This window comes from Erwinia sp. HDF1-3R, assembly GCF_039621855.1.
Taxonomy (GTDB): domain Bacteria; phylum Pseudomonadota; class Gammaproteobacteria; order Enterobacterales; family Enterobacteriaceae; genus Erwinia.
Map to the genome: position 1 here is coordinate 450434 of NZ_CP155071.1, position 16747 is coordinate 467180.

The following is a 16747-nucleotide window of genomic DNA, read 5'->3' on the forward strand; positions in this document are numbered from 1 at the left end:
CGCCTGTTACTCAGAATTTGCGGCTCACGGGGGCGGTTAAGGCATGGGGTAATCGGCGGGCGTGTGGCTCATTACGTCGATGAAGACATCTTTAGTGACGTGCCAAAAATTTTGTAGATTGCTCATGCTTAGCGTCATGCCCAGCAGGCCGGTTACAAACCAGCAGGACATGCCAATCCCGATGCCGGTAAAGATAAAGGCCATTGCGTTATGGCTGCTTTTGCGGCACCTGACGTTAAATGTGCTGGCCAGAAACATCATCACAGCACTCACCAGTTCCCATCTCATCAATATCAGGCTTGTGGTTAAGGTTCCCATATCTCGTTCAAACTCCGCGAATAACTGCCCTGACAATAGGTAGTGGCATCACGCGATTTGGACGAAGGGTTGCCAGGATAAGCCCTTAGTCGAAGCTGACCCAGAGGTCATATAAGTGTGACGACGGTCACATTATATCACTCGTTTTTAAAATTTGAATAATTTTTAGGCATTAAAGCAGGCTATTGCTGTGATATCCCATGCCAGCACTGCAGTCAAAGGCATAGCTGGTCTGACGGGTCAGCGACTGGCGGCGCATGCTATGGCGGTAAGCGGTAGGCGTCAGGGAAAACTGGCGGCGGAAGACGCGGGAAAATGTCTGCTGCGAATCATAGCCATACTGCATCGCAATATCAAAAACCGGCCGCTGCGTCTTACGAAGCGCTTCAGCGGCCAGCGTTAACCTGCGCTCACGAATATATCCCCCCAGCGTCTGTTTGGTCACGGCGCGAAACATCCGCTGCAGATGCCATTTTGAATAGCCCGATTTAGCGGCGACGTCATCAATTGACAGGGTTTTGTCGAGATTATTCTCAATCCAGTCGGTCAGTGTGTGGATGATGTTGTCATGCATACGTCTTTTCTCCCTGGTTCAGCTGCGCTGTCAGCCCCGGATGGGTAAATTGCGCCAGAAACGATGTCGCCTTCTCAATGGCTGCTGAGTATAATTCCTCAAGTTAACTTGAGGTAAAGGGCAAAATGAAAAAAAATCTCCACGGCGCGAACAAGCGTGAACTGACACCAGGCGATGTGGCACAGCGCTGTGGCGTCGCCGTATCAGCGCTCCATTTCTATGAAAGTAAAGGATTAATCAGCAGCTTTCGCAATCCGGGAAATCAGCGGCGCTATAACCGCGACGTACTGCGACGGGTCGCAATTGTTAAAATTGCCCAGCGCATCGGTATACCTCTGGCAACCATTGGTGAGCATCTGCTGCAATTTCCACCGGGAAAAAGGATGTCGCCTAAGGACTGGCGAGGCCTGACCGAACGCTGGCGGCAAGAGCTGGATCGACGTATCGCGACGCTGACCCGACTGCGCGACGACCTGGATGGCTGCATCGGCTGCGGCTGCCTGTCTATGGCCGACTGCCCGTTGCGCAACCCTGATGACCGTCTTGGCGAACGGGGGACCGGTGCGATCCTGCTGGAGCCGACGAACGAGCCATAAGGTCTATACTCAACGCTTCGCAATCATTATAAGGCCAGCCCATGATTACCGTTCACCATCTGAATAACTCCCGCTCACAGCGCGTACTCTGGATGCTGGAGGAGCTTGACGTTGCGTATGAAATCAAACGCTATCAGCGAGAAGCGTCGATGTTGGCACCCGAGGCGCTAAAAAAAGTGCATCCGCTGGGCAAATCTCCGGTTATTACCGATGGCGATCGGGTTATTGCGGAATCCGGCGCGATCCTTGAGTACCTTGCGGAACGCTATGATAGCGAAAACCGACTAAAACCTGTTGACGACGACGCGCGTCTTCAGGCTCGTTACTGGCTGCACTACGCCGAAGGATCGCTGATGCCGCTGCTGGTAATGAAGCTGATCTTTGGCCGGATGGGGAAACCGCCGGTGCCCTGGCTATTACGCCCGATTGGTGGCGCATTCGGGAAGGGGGTGCAAAAGGCGTATCTCGACAAACAGCTGACCACGCATCGGGAATTCATTGAGCAGCACCTGAGCCGTAATACATGGTTTGCCGGCACGCAGATAAGTATTGCCGATGTGCAAATGAGCTTTCCGCTACAGGCGTTTTCGGCGCGTGGCGGGGCGGAAAACTCACCGGCTATTCAGGCATGGTTAAGCAAAGTGCAGGCCCGAAGCGCCTGGCAGCGCGCCCTGCAACAGGGCGGCGAAGTCAACCCTGGCTAAATCTTCCCCTGAAATTAGCATGAGCGGCGCAGGTGGCTTCCTGCGTCACCGTATCATAAGAAAGTGCTATTAGAGCGCGTTATGCCGGGTGGGTAGAGTCACCCTGGTGGCTAACTGAGCAGGGTGACCGCCCTGACGACCCTGTCGGCGTAAATATATGCGCGATCGGAGTTGAATCTGCGGCATTAAAGGCTGGATAATCGTTTGCCTTTTAAAACAATGCGGCTTTAAACAATGCGGCTTTTTTGCGTGGCGTAGTTAACGTTTCCCTTTTTTCCGATCGTCGCCTCCGAGGGGGCTTTTGCGATCTGTGAACATAGCGGGCCAGGATGTAAACGTTGAACCCGGTTGTGCTTCCTGCACCACGCATTGATAAATCATAAAAATTTTCAGGGGATTTTCACTATGTCGACTCCTTCACAACCGGCGCGCGGAACGTTAGATGCCTGGTTTAAGATCTCAGCGCGAGGAAGCTCCGTTCGTCAGGAGATTCTGGCGGGCCTGACCACCTTCCTGGCAATGGTCTATTCGGTGATTGTGGTTCCGTCTATGCTGGGCAAGGCCGGTTTCCCACCCGCGGCGGTATTTGTTTCAACCTGTCTGGTCGCCGGTTTTGGTTCGCTGATTATGGGAATGTGGGCCAATCTGCCCATGGCTATTGGCTGCGCAATTTCACTGACGGCCTTTACCGCTTTTAGCCTGGTGCTGGGTCAGCATATCAGCGTGCCGGTGGCGCTGGGGGCAGTATTCCTGATGGGGATCCTCTTTACCATCATTTCAGCGACCGGTATTCGGGCCTGGATCCTGCGTAACCTGCCGATGGGTGTGGCACATGGGACAGGCGTCGGCATTGGGCTTTTCCTTCTGCTGATCGCGGCCGACGGCGTAGGCCTGGTCGTGAAGAACCCCGCACCGGGCTTACCGGTGGCGCTGGGTGATTTCGCCTCTTTTCCGGTGATTATGTCGTTACTGGGGCTTGCAGTCATTTTTGGGCTGGAGAAGCTGCGCGTGCCGGGCGGTATTCTGCTGACCATCATTGGTATTTCCGTTATCGGGCTAATTTTCGATCCGGCAGTGAAATACCAGGGGCTGTTTGCACTACCCAGCCTGCACGATGCACAGGGAAATTCGCTGGTTTTCAGCCTGGATATTCTGGGGGCGCTCAAACCTGCGGTGCTGCCAAGCGTACTGGCGCTGGTCATGACGGCCGTATTTGACGCCACCGGCACCATCCGTGCCGTAGCCGGACAGGCTAACCTGCTGGATAAAGATAATCAGATTATCAGCGGCGGCAAAGCGCTGACCACGGATTCCGTCAGCAGTATTTTTGCGGGTCTGGTGGGCGCTTCTCCAGCGGCTGTCTATATTGAATCGGCGGCGGGTACGGCGGCGGGTGGCAAAACGGGCCTGACGGCAATCGTGGTGGGCATCCTGTTTCTGCTGATCCTGTTCCTTTCTCCCCTGGCGTATCTGGTGCCTGGTTATGCCACGGCGCCGGCACTGATGTATGTTGGCCTGCTGATGCTTAGCAACGTTTCAAAAATTGATTTTGAAGACTTTGTTGATGCGATGTCCGGGCTGCTGGCTGCGGTATTTATCGTTCTGACCTGTAACATCGTTACCGGTATTATGCTCGGCTTTGGTTCGCTGGTTGTCGGTCGGATTTTTGCCGGTGAGTGGCGCAGGTTGAACCCAGGTACGGTGATTATTGCCATCGCGCTGGTGGCCTTCTATGCGGGCGGCTGGGCCATCTGATGCCTCGCGGGGCCGTTAATACGGCCCGTTAACTTTTCAGGCTATTCTGCGTCGATAGCGCACATCCTGTTTTTAAACCATCTATTTTTTTGTTTTACTATTGCAGCGAACAAGCTGATTTAATCGATTGGATCACGTGTAAAACCCAGGAAGCCGTTTAAGGAAAGCATGGAAATCTTTTTTACTATCCTCATATTAACGCTGGTGGTGTCGCTGTCTGGCGTCGCTGCCCGCATCATTCCCTTTCAAATTCCGCTGCCGCTGGTACAGATAGCGATGGGGGCGCTGCTTGCCTGGCCTACGTTCGGGCTGCATGTAGACTTCGACCCCGAACTTTTTTTGGTGCTGTTTATCCCGCCGCTGCTCTTTGCCGACGGTTGGAAGACGCCAACCAGCGAGTTCCTGCATCACGGACGCGAAATTATCGGTCTGGCGCTGGTGCTGGTGCTGATCACCGTGGTGGGTATTGGCTATCTGATTTACTGGCTGGTGCCGGGTATTCCCCTGCTGGGTGCCTTTGCCCTGGCGGCAGTACTTTCGCCCACCGATGCCGTGGCATTATCCGGCATTGTCGGAGAAGGGCGCATCCCGAAAAAAATTATGTCAATCCTGCAGGGTGAGGCGCTGATGAACGACGCGTCTGGCCTGGTGTCACTGAAGTTTGCCGTTGCGGTCGCGATGGGAACGATGGTGTTTACCGTGTCGGGCGCCACCCTTGAGTTCTGCAAGGTCGCGATTGGTGGTCTGCTGGCCGGGATCGCAATCTGCTGGCTGTATGGTAAGTCGCTGCGCCTGTTCAGCCGCTGGAGCGGGGACGACCCGGCAACCCAGACCGTGCTGCTGCTGCTGCTTCCCTTTGCCTCTTACCTGATTGCGGAACATATTGGCGTATCCGGTATCCTGGCCGCCGTCGCGGCGGGTATGACAATCACCCGCTCTGGCATTATCCGTCAGGCCCCGCTTGCTATGCGTCTGCGTGCTAACAGCGTCTGGCAGATGCTGGAATTTGTCTTTAACGGCATGGTCTTCCTGATGCTGGGTCTGCAACTGCCGGGTATCCTTGATACCTCGGTAAGCCAGGCGAAGGCTGATCCTAACGTCGAGTTGTGGATGCTGTTTGCCTCAGTAGTGATGATTTATGGCGCACTGATGATAGTGCGTTTTAGCTGGCTGTGGATGATGCAGTTAATCAGTAAGCGCGTGCTTAAAAAGAGCCCGATGGAATTCAGCAGCTATTCGCTGCGTGAGCTGTTAATTGCCTCATTTGCGGGCGTACGCGGTGCCATTACGCTGGCCGGTGTACTCTCCATTCCGCTCTATCTGACCAATGGGGATGCCTATCCCGCTCGTTATGAGTTGATATTCCTCGCGACCGGCGTGATCCTGCTGTCCCTGCTGGTGGGTGTAGTGCTGCTGCCCCTGCTGCTGCGTGGCATTCCCGGCATGGACAAAACGGCGCATCGACATGAAGTGCAAATGGCGCGCGCGGTTATGGCGGGTACGGCGATTGAAAGCCTGCATAAAATGGAGGAGCGTCTGATTGCCGACACCGAAGAGAACATTGACGTTGAACTGCTGAAAGAGGTGAGTTCGCGGGTGATTGGCAATATGCGCCGCCGGGTGGATGGTAAAGAGGATTTAGAGCGTGCGTTGTTTGCCGAAAATCTTGAACGCCGCTTCCGCCTGACTGCGCTTCGTGCGGAGCGCGGGGAGCTTTATCATCTGCGTGCGACGCAAAAAATCAGCAACGAGACCATGCAGAAACTGCTGCACGATCTTGACCTGCTGGAAACGCTCCTTATCGAGAAAGAAGAGTAGTCATCGCCCCCGCGAACTATCAGGATTCGCGGGGGTATTCTATATTCGTTCGTCCAGTTATCCATTCTCCGTACCGTTCATCCATTCATCCATTCATCCATCCATTCACCCATATCCATATCCATATCCATATCCATATCCATTCATCCTGCATCCATTTATCCGCGTTTGTTTAGCCGTGAGCTTAACCGTGGCCTGTTTCATTTTAGTACGCTGCCGGTAGTGATATCCTCATTTCGCCTCGCCCCTTCGCCTTAAACGCTCTATAATCCTGGCGGTCGGGATGACCATATAAAAAAAGAGGGTAATGACGTGTCGGAAAGGAATTCGAAGGGCGGGAAGAGAGTCACCCAGACGCCACACGATCTGGTGTTCAAGCAATTTCTTACTCATCCCGACACCGTGCGGGATTTTATGCAGCTGCATTTGCCGACGGAGCTAAAGGCGCTCTGCGACTTCAGTACCCTTAAGCTGGAGTCAGGAAGCTTTGTTGAGGAGAGCCTGCGCCCCTATTTCAGTGACGTCCTTTACAGCCTGAAAGCCAGCACCGGGGATGCCTGGATCCACGTTCTGATTGAACACCAGTCCACGCCTGATAAGCATATGGCCTTTCGGCTACTCCGCTATGCTGTGGCAGCCATGCAGCGCCATCTTGATGCCGGCAATAAGAAGCTGCCGCTGGTTATTCCGGTGCTGTTCTATACCGGCAGGCGGAGCCCCTATCCTTACTCCACCAGATGGCTGGACGACTTTGACAATCCTGCGCTGGCGCAGATTCTCTACAGCGGGAATTTCCCACTGGTCGATGTGACAATTATCGCTGATGACGACATCATGAATCACCGTAGTATGGCGGCCCTGACTCTGCTACAAAAGCATATTCACCAGCGTGATCTGACCTGCCTGCTTGACAGGCTGGCTACCGTTTTGCTGAAGGAGCACATGACAGGACAGCAGCTGGTTTCGCTGATAAACTATCTGTTACAGGCGGGTGAGACTTCAGATGCAGAGGCCTTTGTACGCGAACTGGCACAGCGGGTGCCGCAACATGAGGAGAAACTGATGACCATCGCACAACAGCTTGAACAAAAGGGCATTGAGAAGGGCATCGAAAAGGGTATTCAGCTCGGTGAGCAACGCGGTATTGAGAAAGGTGAACGTGAAGCCACCCTTAAAATCGCCCGCACCATGCTGCAGAATGGTATCGATCGCCCTACTATCGTTAAAATGACCGGCCTTTCAGAAGAAGTCCTGGCGCAGATCCGCCACTAAACGTCGTTTGGGTGGCCTTCACTGCAAATGAACCGGCTTAAACCGATAGCGTGGGCGCTTCACCCGGCCAAAACTCCCGGCAGCAAGCTATCCATGCCTGAGCGCTTTTTGACAGATAGCTCCCTTCCCGCCAGATCAGCCCCAGCTTCCAGACCAGCTCCGACTCCAGAGGCAGCCACAGCAGGTGGGTTTTATCCAGCCGCTGGCAGATAGGCTCCGGTAAAATCGCCACGCCCATTCCTGCCTGCACCATTGCTGCCAGAAAATCCCACTGACCGCTGCGCACCGCAATCTGCGGTGTAAAACCGCTGGCCTGAAAGGCGCGCATTAGCTGACGGTTAAGCGAAAACTCCTCGTTATAAATCAGGATCGGATGTCCGGCCAGTTCGGCAATGGGCATATGCGTCCGCCGCAGCCAGGCCTGGGTCCGCGGTACAAGGACGCAAAGTGGATGGCTCATCAGCGGCAGGGCGTTGAGCGGTAAATCGTCGGCGACCGGCAGCGCGGTCAGGGCAATATCCAGCGTGCCCGACAGAACGGCCTGCTGTACGGTCAGGCCGCCAAATTCAGAAATCTTCAGCTCCACGCCGGGGTAGCGCTGGCGAAACGCAGAAATTGAACCCGCAATCTGCATGCCGACCATCGGAGGAATGCCCAGCCGCAGTTCGCCGGTTTTCAGATCGTTGATGTCGCTAATTTCTGCCTCCAGCTGCTTAAACTCCTGAAGGATAGTGACACCGCGCTGATAAACCGCCTGACCGGTATCGGTTAAATGCAGCTTGCGGCCCTCGCGGATCAGCAGCGTACAGCCCAGCTCATCCTCGAGCTGACGCAGCATTTTACTGATGGTGGGCTGGGTAACAAAAAGCTGCTCAGCCGCACGGGTAAAGCTTTGCTGGCGCACCACTTCCACAAAATAACGCAGGGCCCGAACGTCCATAAACATTCCTGTAAGGCATAGTTTGAATAATATTAAGTCATTTTTTTCACAGTTTGATACCGCTTTATACTATTTCTCTACACCGTAAAGGAGAAATTATTATGGCGTTGGTCTCGCGCCCGTCGATATCCGGCAGATGGCAGTGGGTGCAGGTTCCGCTTCAGGTCGCGCTTTATGTCGTTTTTTTTCTACTGGCCGAACAGCTGGTGGACCGTCTGCATCTCCCCTTACCGGCGAATATCGTCGGTATGCTGCTGCTGCTGGCGTTGATTATGCTGCGCGTGCTGCCGTTAAACTGGGTGAGGGCCGGCTCGCGCTGGCTGCTGGCCGAGATGCTGCTGTTTTTTATACCCGCCGTGGTGGCAGTGGTGAACTATTCACAGCTGCTGCGCGTAGAGGGCTGGCGCATCATGCTGGTGATAGGCATCAGTACGCTGCTGGTATTGAGCGCTACCGCGCTGGTCGTGGATCGCGTGTACCGTTTCGAGATCTGGCTTGCCCAGCGCAGGCGGGAGAAGGGCGATGAGTGATTTTTTTATCAGCATGCTGTGTCTGGTGGCAACCGTACTCATATACCTGCTCAATAAGCGCCTGTATCGCCGCTGGCACAGGCTGTTACTAATGCCGCTGGTAATGACGCCGATGGTTTTGGTCGCCCTGCTGTTGCTCACCCATACCTCATGGCAGAACTATATTGGTGAGAGCCACTGGCTACTCTGGTTGCTGGGACCGGCAACGCTGGCATTTGCCGTGCCGGTGTACGAAAACAGGGCGATTATTCGTCGTCACTGGCTCTCGCTCAGCGCGGGTGTCATTACCGCAACGTTGGTTGCCGTTTGCAGTTCAGTCTGGCTGGCCCGGCTGCTGACTCTGCCGGAGGCGATTCAGCGCAGCCTGGCCGTGCGTTCCATTACCACACCCTTTGCGCTGGCGGCAGCTAAGCAGATTGGTGGCCAGCCCGATTTGGTGGCGCTGTTTGTGGTGATTACCGGCGTGTTTGGTATGGCAACGGGCGATCTGCTGTTTATTCGACTGGCGGTAAAACAGGGAATGGCGAAGGGGGCCGGTTTCGGTGCCGCCTCGCACGGTGCCGGTACGGCGCGGGCCTATGAGATTGGGCAGGAAGAGGGGGTAGTGGCAAGTCTGGTTATGATGCTTTCTGGCGTGGTGACGGTGATCCTCGCCCCCGTTATCGGCCATATTATGTGGGCCGCACTCTGACCGCTTGCGGGTGGCTTCTGTATTTGCGGCGGAGGTGAGCGCGCAGGCGCGTCAGAGGTCGGGGAGAGATGCGCGAAAAGTGTGCGCAGATAAGCGGATTTCTCATGTTATTCAGCCTGAAGTTGGTTTACTCTGCGAAGCCGCCGGTAAACGGCGTGAGTAAATTCATCAGGAGAATAAAATGAAAGCAGTGGCAACTCTTGCAGGCGCAGTGGCGATTTTCGCCCTGGCAGGTCCGGCGCAGGCAATCGAAGGCGGCGTTGACGTCGGCGAGCATTACACTAACGTGCGCGTGGGAATGGGTACCACCTCGCCAGGCTTTGCGCTGTCAGGTAACTGGCTACGCAGCGATCACGACGGCAACGCTGAAAGCGTCGGTCTGGGCTATAACGTCGCGGTTGGCGACCTTTTTCTCTCCCCAACCGTGAAGGTTATGTCAACCAACCCTACCGACAGTAAGGATGGCTACGCCGTCGCGGTCGGTGGCAGCGCACAGTACGCGGTGACCAGAATGTTTAACGTTTTTGGCGAGTATTACTACTCCCCGGATGCATTCTCCAGCCATATTGATGACTATCAGGAAGCCTCGGCAGGCGTAAGTTTCCAGCCGATTTCGCTGGTGGACGTGCGCGTGGGCTATAAATATATGACCATGAACGGCAAAGATGGCCGTAAAGATAATGTGATTGCTGATGGTCCGTATGTCGGTGCAGCGCTGCATTTCTGATGAAAAAAAGGCGAATCTCGCGATTCGCCTCTCTTCCCCTCACTGGCGCTAATGCACCTGGCCGTCGTCTATTCCTATTCCCGTTTGTGACCTGACAAACTGCGCCTTAAAGCGCAGACGCTCCTGTTTGCCCTCGGCTGAGCTGTCCGTTACTGAGAACAGCCAGATGCCAATAAAGGCCACTGCCATGGAGAACAGCGCAGGGTATTCATAGGGGAAAATCGCTTTAGTGTGTCCCAGTACCTGAACCCACACCGTCGGGCCCAGGATCATCAGCACCACTGCCGTCAGCAGCCCCAGCCAGCCACCGATCATCGCCCCACGCGTTGTCAGCTTCGACCAGTACATCGACAGCAGGATGATCGGGAAATTACAGCTGGCGGCAACGGAGAAGGCCAGCCCCACCATAAAGGCAATATTCTGCTTCTCAAATAAAATGCCCAGCGCGATGGCAACGAAACCCAGCACTACCACGGTGATTTTGGACACTTTTAGCTCCTGCCGTTCCGTTGCCTGGCCCTTACGCACCACGCTGGCATACAGGTCATGCGACACGGCTGAGGCACCGGCCAGCGTCAGCCCTGAAACCACGGCCAGGATGGTGGCAAAGGCGACCGCAGAGATAAAGCCGAGAAACAGACTGCCGCCTACGGCATCCGCCAGATGTACCGCAGCCATATTATTCCCGCCAATCAGCGCGCCCGTGGCATCCTTAAACGCCGGGTTCGCCCCGACCAGCAGGATGGCCCCGAAGCCGATAATAAAGGTAAGAATATAGAAATAGCCCATAAAGCCGGTGGCGTAGAATACGCTTTTCCTTGCCGCGCGCGCATCGCTGACGGTGAAAAAACGCATCAAAATATGCGGCAGACCGGCGGTGCCAAACATCAGGCCCAGGCCGAGCGACAGCGCTGAAATGGGGTCATTAACCAGGCCGCCGGGCCGCATAATCGCGATGCCTTTCGGATGAACCGCAATGGCCTGTGTAAACAGATTATTAAAGCTGAAACCCACCGTTTTCATCACCATAACGGCCATAAAAGTCGCGCCAAACAGCAGCAGCACCGCTTTGATGATCTGTACCCAGGTGGTGGCCAGCATGCCGCCAAACAGCACGTAGAGCATCATCAGAATTCCGACCAGCACTACGGCAACATGATAGTTAAGCCCGAACAGCAGCTGAATAAGCTTACCTGCACCTACCATCTGCGCAATTAGATACAGCGCCACCACCGCCAGCGATCCGCAGGCGGAGAGCGTACGAATCGGAAGCTGTTTCAGACGGTATGAGGCGACGTCGGCGAAGGTATAACGCCCCAGGTTACGCAGGCGTTCGGCGATCAGGAACAGGATAATGGGCCAGCCGACGAGGAACCCGAGCGAGTAAATCAGTCCGTCGTAGCCGGAGGTATAGACCAGGGCCGAGATCCCGAGGAACGAAGCCGCTGACATAAAGTCTCCGGCCATCGCCAGACCATTCTGAAAGCCGGTGATATTGCCGCCAGCGGTATAATAATCACTGCGTGAGCGGGTGCGTTTTGCGGCCCACCAGGTAATCCCCAGCGTGGCGGCGACAAAGACGATGAACATCACGATGGCTTCATAGTTGACCGGTTGCCGCTCAACCGCACCGCTGAGCGTATCAGCCGACAGGGCAGAAAAGGCAATCGGTAACAGCAGGGCAGGAAGCATATAAACCAGGTGGCATCGTTTCATCCCTTCACCTCTTTCAGCAGCTGACGCGTCAGGCGATCAAACTCGCCGTTAGCCCGCCAGACGTAAAGACCAGTGAGCAGGAAGGAGATAAGAATTAAACCGATACCGATGGGAATACCACGCGTCACGCTGGTACCCGCATAAAGCGGCGTGCCCAGCCAGCCCGGCGCAAAGGCGATCAGTAAAATAAAACCGACATAAAGGATAAGTACAATGGCGGTGAGCAGGGCGGCAAAGGTCTGGCGTTTTCTGACCAGCTCTTTAAAGCGCGCACTCTTCTCCATCCGTTGATAAATAACGTCATTCATCACAGTTTCTCCAGAGGGTATATTGTGGCGGTCTTACCCAGGGCTGCCGGATAATGTCCGCCTCCGGAATGCTCTTTAATAATTATTGCGAACAAAAGGACTGCGCGTAATATCGCTATACGTTGTTGCGCACCCGGTTTGCACCATGCCGGTTAATGTTATAATGCGTAAACAAGAAACTTTATTTATTCGGCTCTCAGCAACGGTCTTAAATTAAAGTGGGTTCTGAAAAAGGTATGTTAAGGAATGTTATGAGAGCCTCATGATAATAAAAATGAGGCTCTCGTCTGCATGAATATTCACCAGGGAACTTAAGGCATTTTAATCGCCTGTTTTTCCTCAAGCAATTTATCCACTACGCCCGGATCGGCCAGCGTAGAAGTATCCCCCAGGTTGCTGATATCACCGGCGGCGATTTTGCGTAATATCCGTCGCATAATTTTTCCCGAACGGGTTTTTGGCAGTGAATCCGTCCAGTGCAAAATATCGGGCGTGGCAATCGCGCCAATCTCCTTACGCACCCAGTTGCGGACTTCGGCATATAACTCCGGTGACGGCTCTTCACCGCTGTTAAGGGTAATATAGGCGTAGATCGCCTGACCCTTAATACTGTGAGGGATGCCAACAACGGCTGCTTCGGCTATTTTGGCATGAGAAACCAGCGCAGATTCAATCTCGGCCGTCCCCAGACGGTGGCCGGATACGTTAAGCACGTCGTCAACCCGGCCGGTTATCCAGTAGTAGCCGTCCTCATCGCGCCGTGCGCCGTCCCCGCTGAAGTACATGTTTTTAAAGGTAGAAAAATAGGTCTGCTCAAACCGATCGTGATCGTTAAACAGCGTGCGGGCCTGACCGGGCCAGGAATCGATAATGACCAGATTGCCTTCGCAGGCCCCTTCCTGCGCATTACCTTCGTTATCCACCAGCGCAGGCTGTACGCCAAAGAAGGGTTTGGTTGCCGAACCCGCCTTCAGCTCGATGGCACCGGGCAGCGGGGCGATCATAAAGCCGCCGGTCTCCGTTTGCCACCAGGTATCGACAATGGGGCAGCGGCCATCGCCAATTTTGTTGTAATACCACTCCCAGGCTTCCGGGTTGATGGGCTCGCCGACTGAACCGAGGATCCGCAGGCTGGTACGGTGGGTCCCGGCTATTGCCTTATCGCCCTCAGCCATCAGTGCACGGATAGCCGTTGGCGCCGTATACAGCAGCGTGACCTTATGTTTGTCCACCACCTCAGCCATGCGCGCTGGCGTTGGCCAGTTGGGTACGCCTTCAAACATCAGCGTGGTGGCACCACAGGCCAGGGGCCCATACAGCAGGTAGCTGTGGCCGGTGATCCAGCCCACGTCGGCGGTACACCAGTACACATCTTCAGGGTGATAATCGAACACGTATTTAAAGGTGGAGGCGGCATAGACCAGATAGCCGCCGGTGGTGTGCAGAACGCCTTTGGGTTTGCCGGTGGAACCCGAGGTATAAAGGATAAACAGGGGATCCTCAGCGTTCATCTCTTCCGGCTGGTGGTGGGCGCTGGCCTTATTCACCAGCTCATGCCACCAGATATCCCGGCCGTTTTCCCAGCCCGATTCCACACCCGTGCGGCGGAAAACCACAACGTTGGTGACTGACGTGACTTTCGGATTCGCCAGCGCAAGGTCGACGTTCTTTTTCAGCGGGATGGTACGTCCGGCGCGGAGACCTTCGTCTGCGGTAACGACCAGTCTGGCATTGGAATCAATAATGCGGCCAGCAACCGCGTCCGGTGAAAAGCCACCAAAGATGACGGAGTGCACCGCGCCAATGCGCGCGCAGGCGAGCATGGCGATAGCGGCCTCGGGCACCATTGGCATATAGATGGCGACCACATCGCCCTTTTTAACCTCCAGCTCCTTCAGCGCGTTGGCGAAGCGGCAGACTTCACGATGCAGCTCGCGGAAGGTCAGCGTTTTGCTTTCACTGGCGTCATCGCCTTCCCAAATGATCGCCGGATGGTCACCCCGGCTGTGCAGATGGCGATCAAGGCAGTTGGCAGCAAGGTTCAGCGTACCGTCTTCAAACCAGCGGATATCGATATTACCCGGCGCAAACGAGGTATTTTTCACGCGGGTATAAGGCTTAATCCAGTCGAGGATCTGGCCCTGTTCCCCCCAGAAGGCATCCGGGTCCTGTACCGATAGCTGGTACATTGACTGATACTGTTGGGCATTAATCAGGGTGTGCTCCGCAATGCTGGCGGGGACGGGATGTCTGTATTGTTGGCTCATGGCTGATCTCCTTGAAGTTGTTAATACTATGTCAACCAAAGGTTAAATGGGGTGTGGCGCGTGGCTTTGTTTTCTTTTTGCGCGACAGATCACGTCATAGCGCCCTTAATAAGAATAAGGGTATTAATGACCTTAAGTCAGCGGCTTAAAAGGGCGTAAGCAGTCGCTTAAGTCATTTCATAACGAAACTCACCGTGTAATTTTTAGTCAATTAAACCCGGCGATGCATAGCGAGCCAGGGCCTGGTTTGCATACCTATGCGTAATACCTTCGCAATATTGCCAATTATAACAACAGGTTAAATCTTTGGGCCCGTTCCAGAGCATTATCCTGTCAGGTGCTAATAAAGTAGCCACAATTCACGCAGGCTTGCATTTGTACCAGTGAAAATGGTACTTATCATCTGCCTGAAAATCAGGTATCAACCATCCCATATCCGTGAATTAGCCGACTTCGGCAAAGCCTCCCTTGAGCGTGATTCATTCCGCAGCCCACCGCGGAGAGCGGGTTTTGTTAAGGAAAAGATAAGTTATGAAAGCTGCTAAATTCAGCCTGGCCTGGCAAATATTGACGGCGCTGGCCCTGGGGATCATCGTTGGCGCGATACTGCATAACCAACCCTCCGATCGTGAATGGTTAATCACCAATATCCTCAGTCCGGCTGGTGATATCTTTATTCATCTGATCAAGATGATTGTTGTACCTATCGTTATCTCTACCCTGATTGTAGGCATTGCCGGCGTGGGTGATGCGAAAAAACTGGGACGTATCGGTGTAAAAACCATCGTCTACTTTGAAGTGATTACCACCATTGCCATTGTGGTAGGTATTACCCTGGCGAACGTGTTTCAACCCGGCTACGGCATTGATATGTCGACGCTGGCAACGGTGGATATCTCTAAGTATGAAGCGACAACGGCGCAGGTGCAGGGTGGGGCACACAGTCTGGTCACCACTATCCTTTCGCTTATCCCGCAGAATATTTTTGCTGCAATAGCGAAAGGTGACATGCTGCCGATTATCTTCTTCTCGGTACTGTTTGGGCTGGGGCTCTCTTCGCTGCCGTCTGAGCACCGCGACCCGCTGCTGAAGGTGTTCCGCTCGACCTCTGAAGCCATGTTCAAGGTAACGCATATGATTATGCGCTATGCGCCGATTGGCGTCTTTGCGCTGATCTCCGTGACCATTGCTAACTTCGGCTTTGCCTCGCTGTGGCCGCTGGCTAAGCTGGTTATTCTGGTTTACGCGGCAATCCTCTTTTTCGCCTTTGTGGTACTGGGTACGGTTGCCCGCATCTGTAAGCTGCGTATTACTACCCTGATACGCATCCTGAAAGAGGAGCTGATCCTGGCGTACTCGACCTCCAGCTCTGAAACCGTGCTGCCGCGCATTATGGAGAAGATGGAGGCCTACGGCGCGCCCAAGTCGATTTGTAGCTTTGTCGTCCCTACCGGCTACTCGTTTAATCTGGACGGTTCCACGCTCTATCAGAGTATTGCTGCGATATTTATTGCCCAGCTGTATGGCATTAACCTGTCCATCGGTCAGGAGATCGTTCTGGTACTGACCCTGATGGTGACATCTAAAGGTATCGCCGGCGTGCCTGGCGTCTCCTTTGTGGTCCTGCTGGCGACGCTGGGCAGCGTAGGTATTCCGCTGGAGGGGCTGGCGTTTATTGCCGGTGTCGACCGTATTATGGATATGGCGCGTACTGCCCTTAACGTCATTGGCAACGCACTGGCAGTGCTGGTTATCGCCAAGTGGGAGCACCAGTTTGACTCAAAGCGGGCCGTTGCTTATGAAGCAAAAATGAAGCATGTGGCGTTAAATCCTTAACACCCGGCCTGACCGGGGGCAACACGGCGTGGGGCGTCGGGCAGTTAACGCTGCGACGGCCCACGCTGGCCCGCTCCATCCGTTATAGATATAACCTCAATATGCAAGCGTAAGCGGCGTATCATAAAGAGTACGATGGCAGCGGCGGGAAAGGCTGGTGCTATAACGTCGGCGTAAAGTGGAACTTCTAAACCGAAATACGTTATTACATCGGAATAGATTCTTTCTCAGGGCTGGCTGCGGTCAGCCCATTATTCCATAAACGCTGGCGCTATGGACGGTGGTAACCCTTGAAGGAATTTTCTGTCTCACCTACGGCGGGAATTGACGCCCTTATTTTTTTCCGCACACCCACTCTTTTTTTTAGCAGGAAAACCTGCCTCGCTCACTCCTTCCTTTTCGGTTTATGCTCAGGATAAAAAAATCCCGAAGTGGCTGTATTTATAATGAAATAAAGTAGCCCGTTTATATAGCCTGTCCGGCCGTCGTGGTGATAACTCCCGGTAATATTGTATTGCTTAAGTAATTTCTCATCGGGGAAATGTAGCGCAATAAAATTTATCTTTGCAATTAAAGAGGAAGCTGACTATATCTTCTGATATTGGCTTTTTTATCTATAAATCAGCGTGTTTTAACTGGGCTGGAATAAGATCCAGACGTTTTTATAAAAACATTACGGGTTGATTATTTTTAAC

At 54.1% G+C, this 16747-nt stretch carries 15 protein-coding genes; 9 read left to right on the forward strand and 6 right to left on the reverse strand.

Annotation, left to right across the window (positions count from 1 at the left end; genetic code table 11):
* Window positions 1-36: 36 nt before the first annotated feature.
* Both AAGR22_RS01985 and soxS read right to left on the reverse strand, forming a co-directional pair.
* The gene (locus tag AAGR22_RS01985; protein WP_067704448.1) at window positions 37-318 is read right to left on the reverse strand and encodes a YjcB family protein; all 282 of its coding nucleotides are present in this window, start codon (window positions 316-318) and stop codon (window positions 37-39) included.
* A gap of 172 nt (window positions 319-490) precedes the next feature.
* Window positions 491-892 (reverse strand): superoxide response transcriptional regulator SoxS, encoded by a 402-nt coding sequence (gene soxS, locus AAGR22_RS01990; RefSeq protein WP_067704445.1) that lies wholly within the window; start codon window positions 890-892, stop codon window positions 491-493.
* 125 nt (window positions 893-1017) lie between these two features.
* Here soxS and soxR point away from each other — a divergent pair, with 125 nt between their 5' ends.
* From soxR to AAGR22_RS02015, 5 genes are all read left to right on the forward strand, one after another.
* Window positions 1018-1488 carry a redox-sensitive transcriptional activator SoxR gene (gene soxR / locus AAGR22_RS01995; RefSeq protein ID WP_067704442.1) on the forward strand — a complete coding sequence of 157 codons (471 nt, stop codon included), beginning with the start codon at window positions 1018-1020 and terminating at the stop codon, window positions 1486-1488.
* A gap of 41 nt (window positions 1489-1529) precedes the next feature.
* Window positions 1530-2192 carry a glutathione S-transferase gene (locus tag AAGR22_RS02000; protein WP_345829958.1) on the forward strand — a complete coding sequence of 221 codons (663 nt, stop codon included), beginning with the start codon at window positions 1530-1532 and terminating at the stop codon, window positions 2190-2192.
* Between the two features lie 405 nt (window positions 2193-2597).
* Window positions 2598-3947, forward strand: a complete 1350-nt coding sequence (locus AAGR22_RS02005; protein WP_345829959.1) for an NCS2 family permease — start codon at window positions 2598-2600, stop codon at window positions 3945-3947.
* 168 nt (window positions 3948-4115) lie between these two features.
* Window positions 4116-5765, forward strand: coding sequence for a Na+/H+ antiporter (locus AAGR22_RS02010; protein WP_067704431.1), 1650 nt, complete (start codon window positions 4116-4118; stop codon window positions 5763-5765).
* A gap of 312 nt (window positions 5766-6077) precedes the next feature.
* Window positions 6078-7037 (forward strand): Rpn family recombination-promoting nuclease/putative transposase, encoded by a 960-nt coding sequence (locus tag AAGR22_RS02015; RefSeq protein WP_345829960.1) that lies wholly within the window; start codon window positions 6078-6080, stop codon window positions 7035-7037.
* Window positions 7038-7074: 37 nt separating this feature from the next.
* On the opposite strand, the gene AAGR22_RS02020 is transcribed toward AAGR22_RS02015, so the two are convergent.
* Window positions 7075-7977 carry a LysR family transcriptional regulator gene (locus AAGR22_RS02020; RefSeq protein WP_067704417.1) on the reverse strand — a complete coding sequence of 301 codons (903 nt, stop codon included), beginning with the start codon at window positions 7975-7977 and terminating at the stop codon, window positions 7075-7077.
* Between the two features lie 101 nt (window positions 7978-8078).
* Between AAGR22_RS02020 and AAGR22_RS02025 the strand changes: the two genes are divergently transcribed.
* From AAGR22_RS02025 to AAGR22_RS02035, 3 genes are all read left to right on the forward strand, one after another.
* The gene (locus AAGR22_RS02025) at window positions 8079-8507 is read left to right on the forward strand and encodes a CidA/LrgA family protein (protein WP_345829961.1); all 429 of its coding nucleotides are present in this window, start codon (window positions 8079-8081) and stop codon (window positions 8505-8507) included.
* The gene (locus AAGR22_RS02030) at window positions 8500-9198 is read left to right on the forward strand and encodes an LrgB family protein (protein WP_067704410.1); all 699 of its coding nucleotides are present in this window, start codon (window positions 8500-8502) and stop codon (window positions 9196-9198) included. Before AAGR22_RS02025 ends, AAGR22_RS02030 begins: the two co-directional genes overlap by 8 nt.
* Before the next feature lie 181 nt (window positions 9199-9379).
* On the forward strand, window positions 9380-9925 hold the full coding sequence (locus AAGR22_RS02035) for a YfaZ family outer membrane protein (protein ID WP_345829962.1): 546 nt from the start codon (window positions 9380-9382) through the stop codon (window positions 9923-9925).
* A 48-nt stretch (window positions 9926-9973) separates the two neighbouring features.
* On the opposite strand, the gene AAGR22_RS02040 is transcribed toward AAGR22_RS02035, so the two are convergent.
* The 3 genes from AAGR22_RS02040 to acs form a co-directional block, all read right to left on the reverse strand.
* Window positions 9974-11641: a cation acetate symporter gene (locus tag AAGR22_RS02040; protein WP_345829963.1), complete on the reverse strand. Its 1668-nt coding sequence runs from the start codon at window positions 11639-11641 to the stop codon at window positions 9974-9976.
* Window positions 11638-11949, reverse strand: a complete 312-nt coding sequence (locus tag AAGR22_RS02045; RefSeq protein ID WP_067704401.1) for a DUF485 domain-containing protein — start codon at window positions 11947-11949, stop codon at window positions 11638-11640. Before AAGR22_RS02045 ends, AAGR22_RS02040 begins: the two co-directional genes overlap by 4 nt.
* 311 nt (window positions 11950-12260) lie before the next feature.
* Window positions 12261-14216 (reverse strand): acetate--CoA ligase, encoded by a 1956-nt coding sequence (acs, locus tag AAGR22_RS02050; RefSeq protein ID WP_345829964.1) that lies wholly within the window; start codon window positions 14214-14216, stop codon window positions 12261-12263.
* A gap of 531 nt (window positions 14217-14747) precedes the next feature.
* Here acs and gltP point away from each other — a divergent pair.
* Window positions 14748-16052, forward strand: a complete 1305-nt coding sequence (gltP, locus tag AAGR22_RS02055; RefSeq protein ID WP_345829965.1) for a glutamate/aspartate:proton symporter GltP — start codon at window positions 14748-14750, stop codon at window positions 16050-16052.
* Window positions 16053-16747 lie beyond the last annotated feature (695 nt).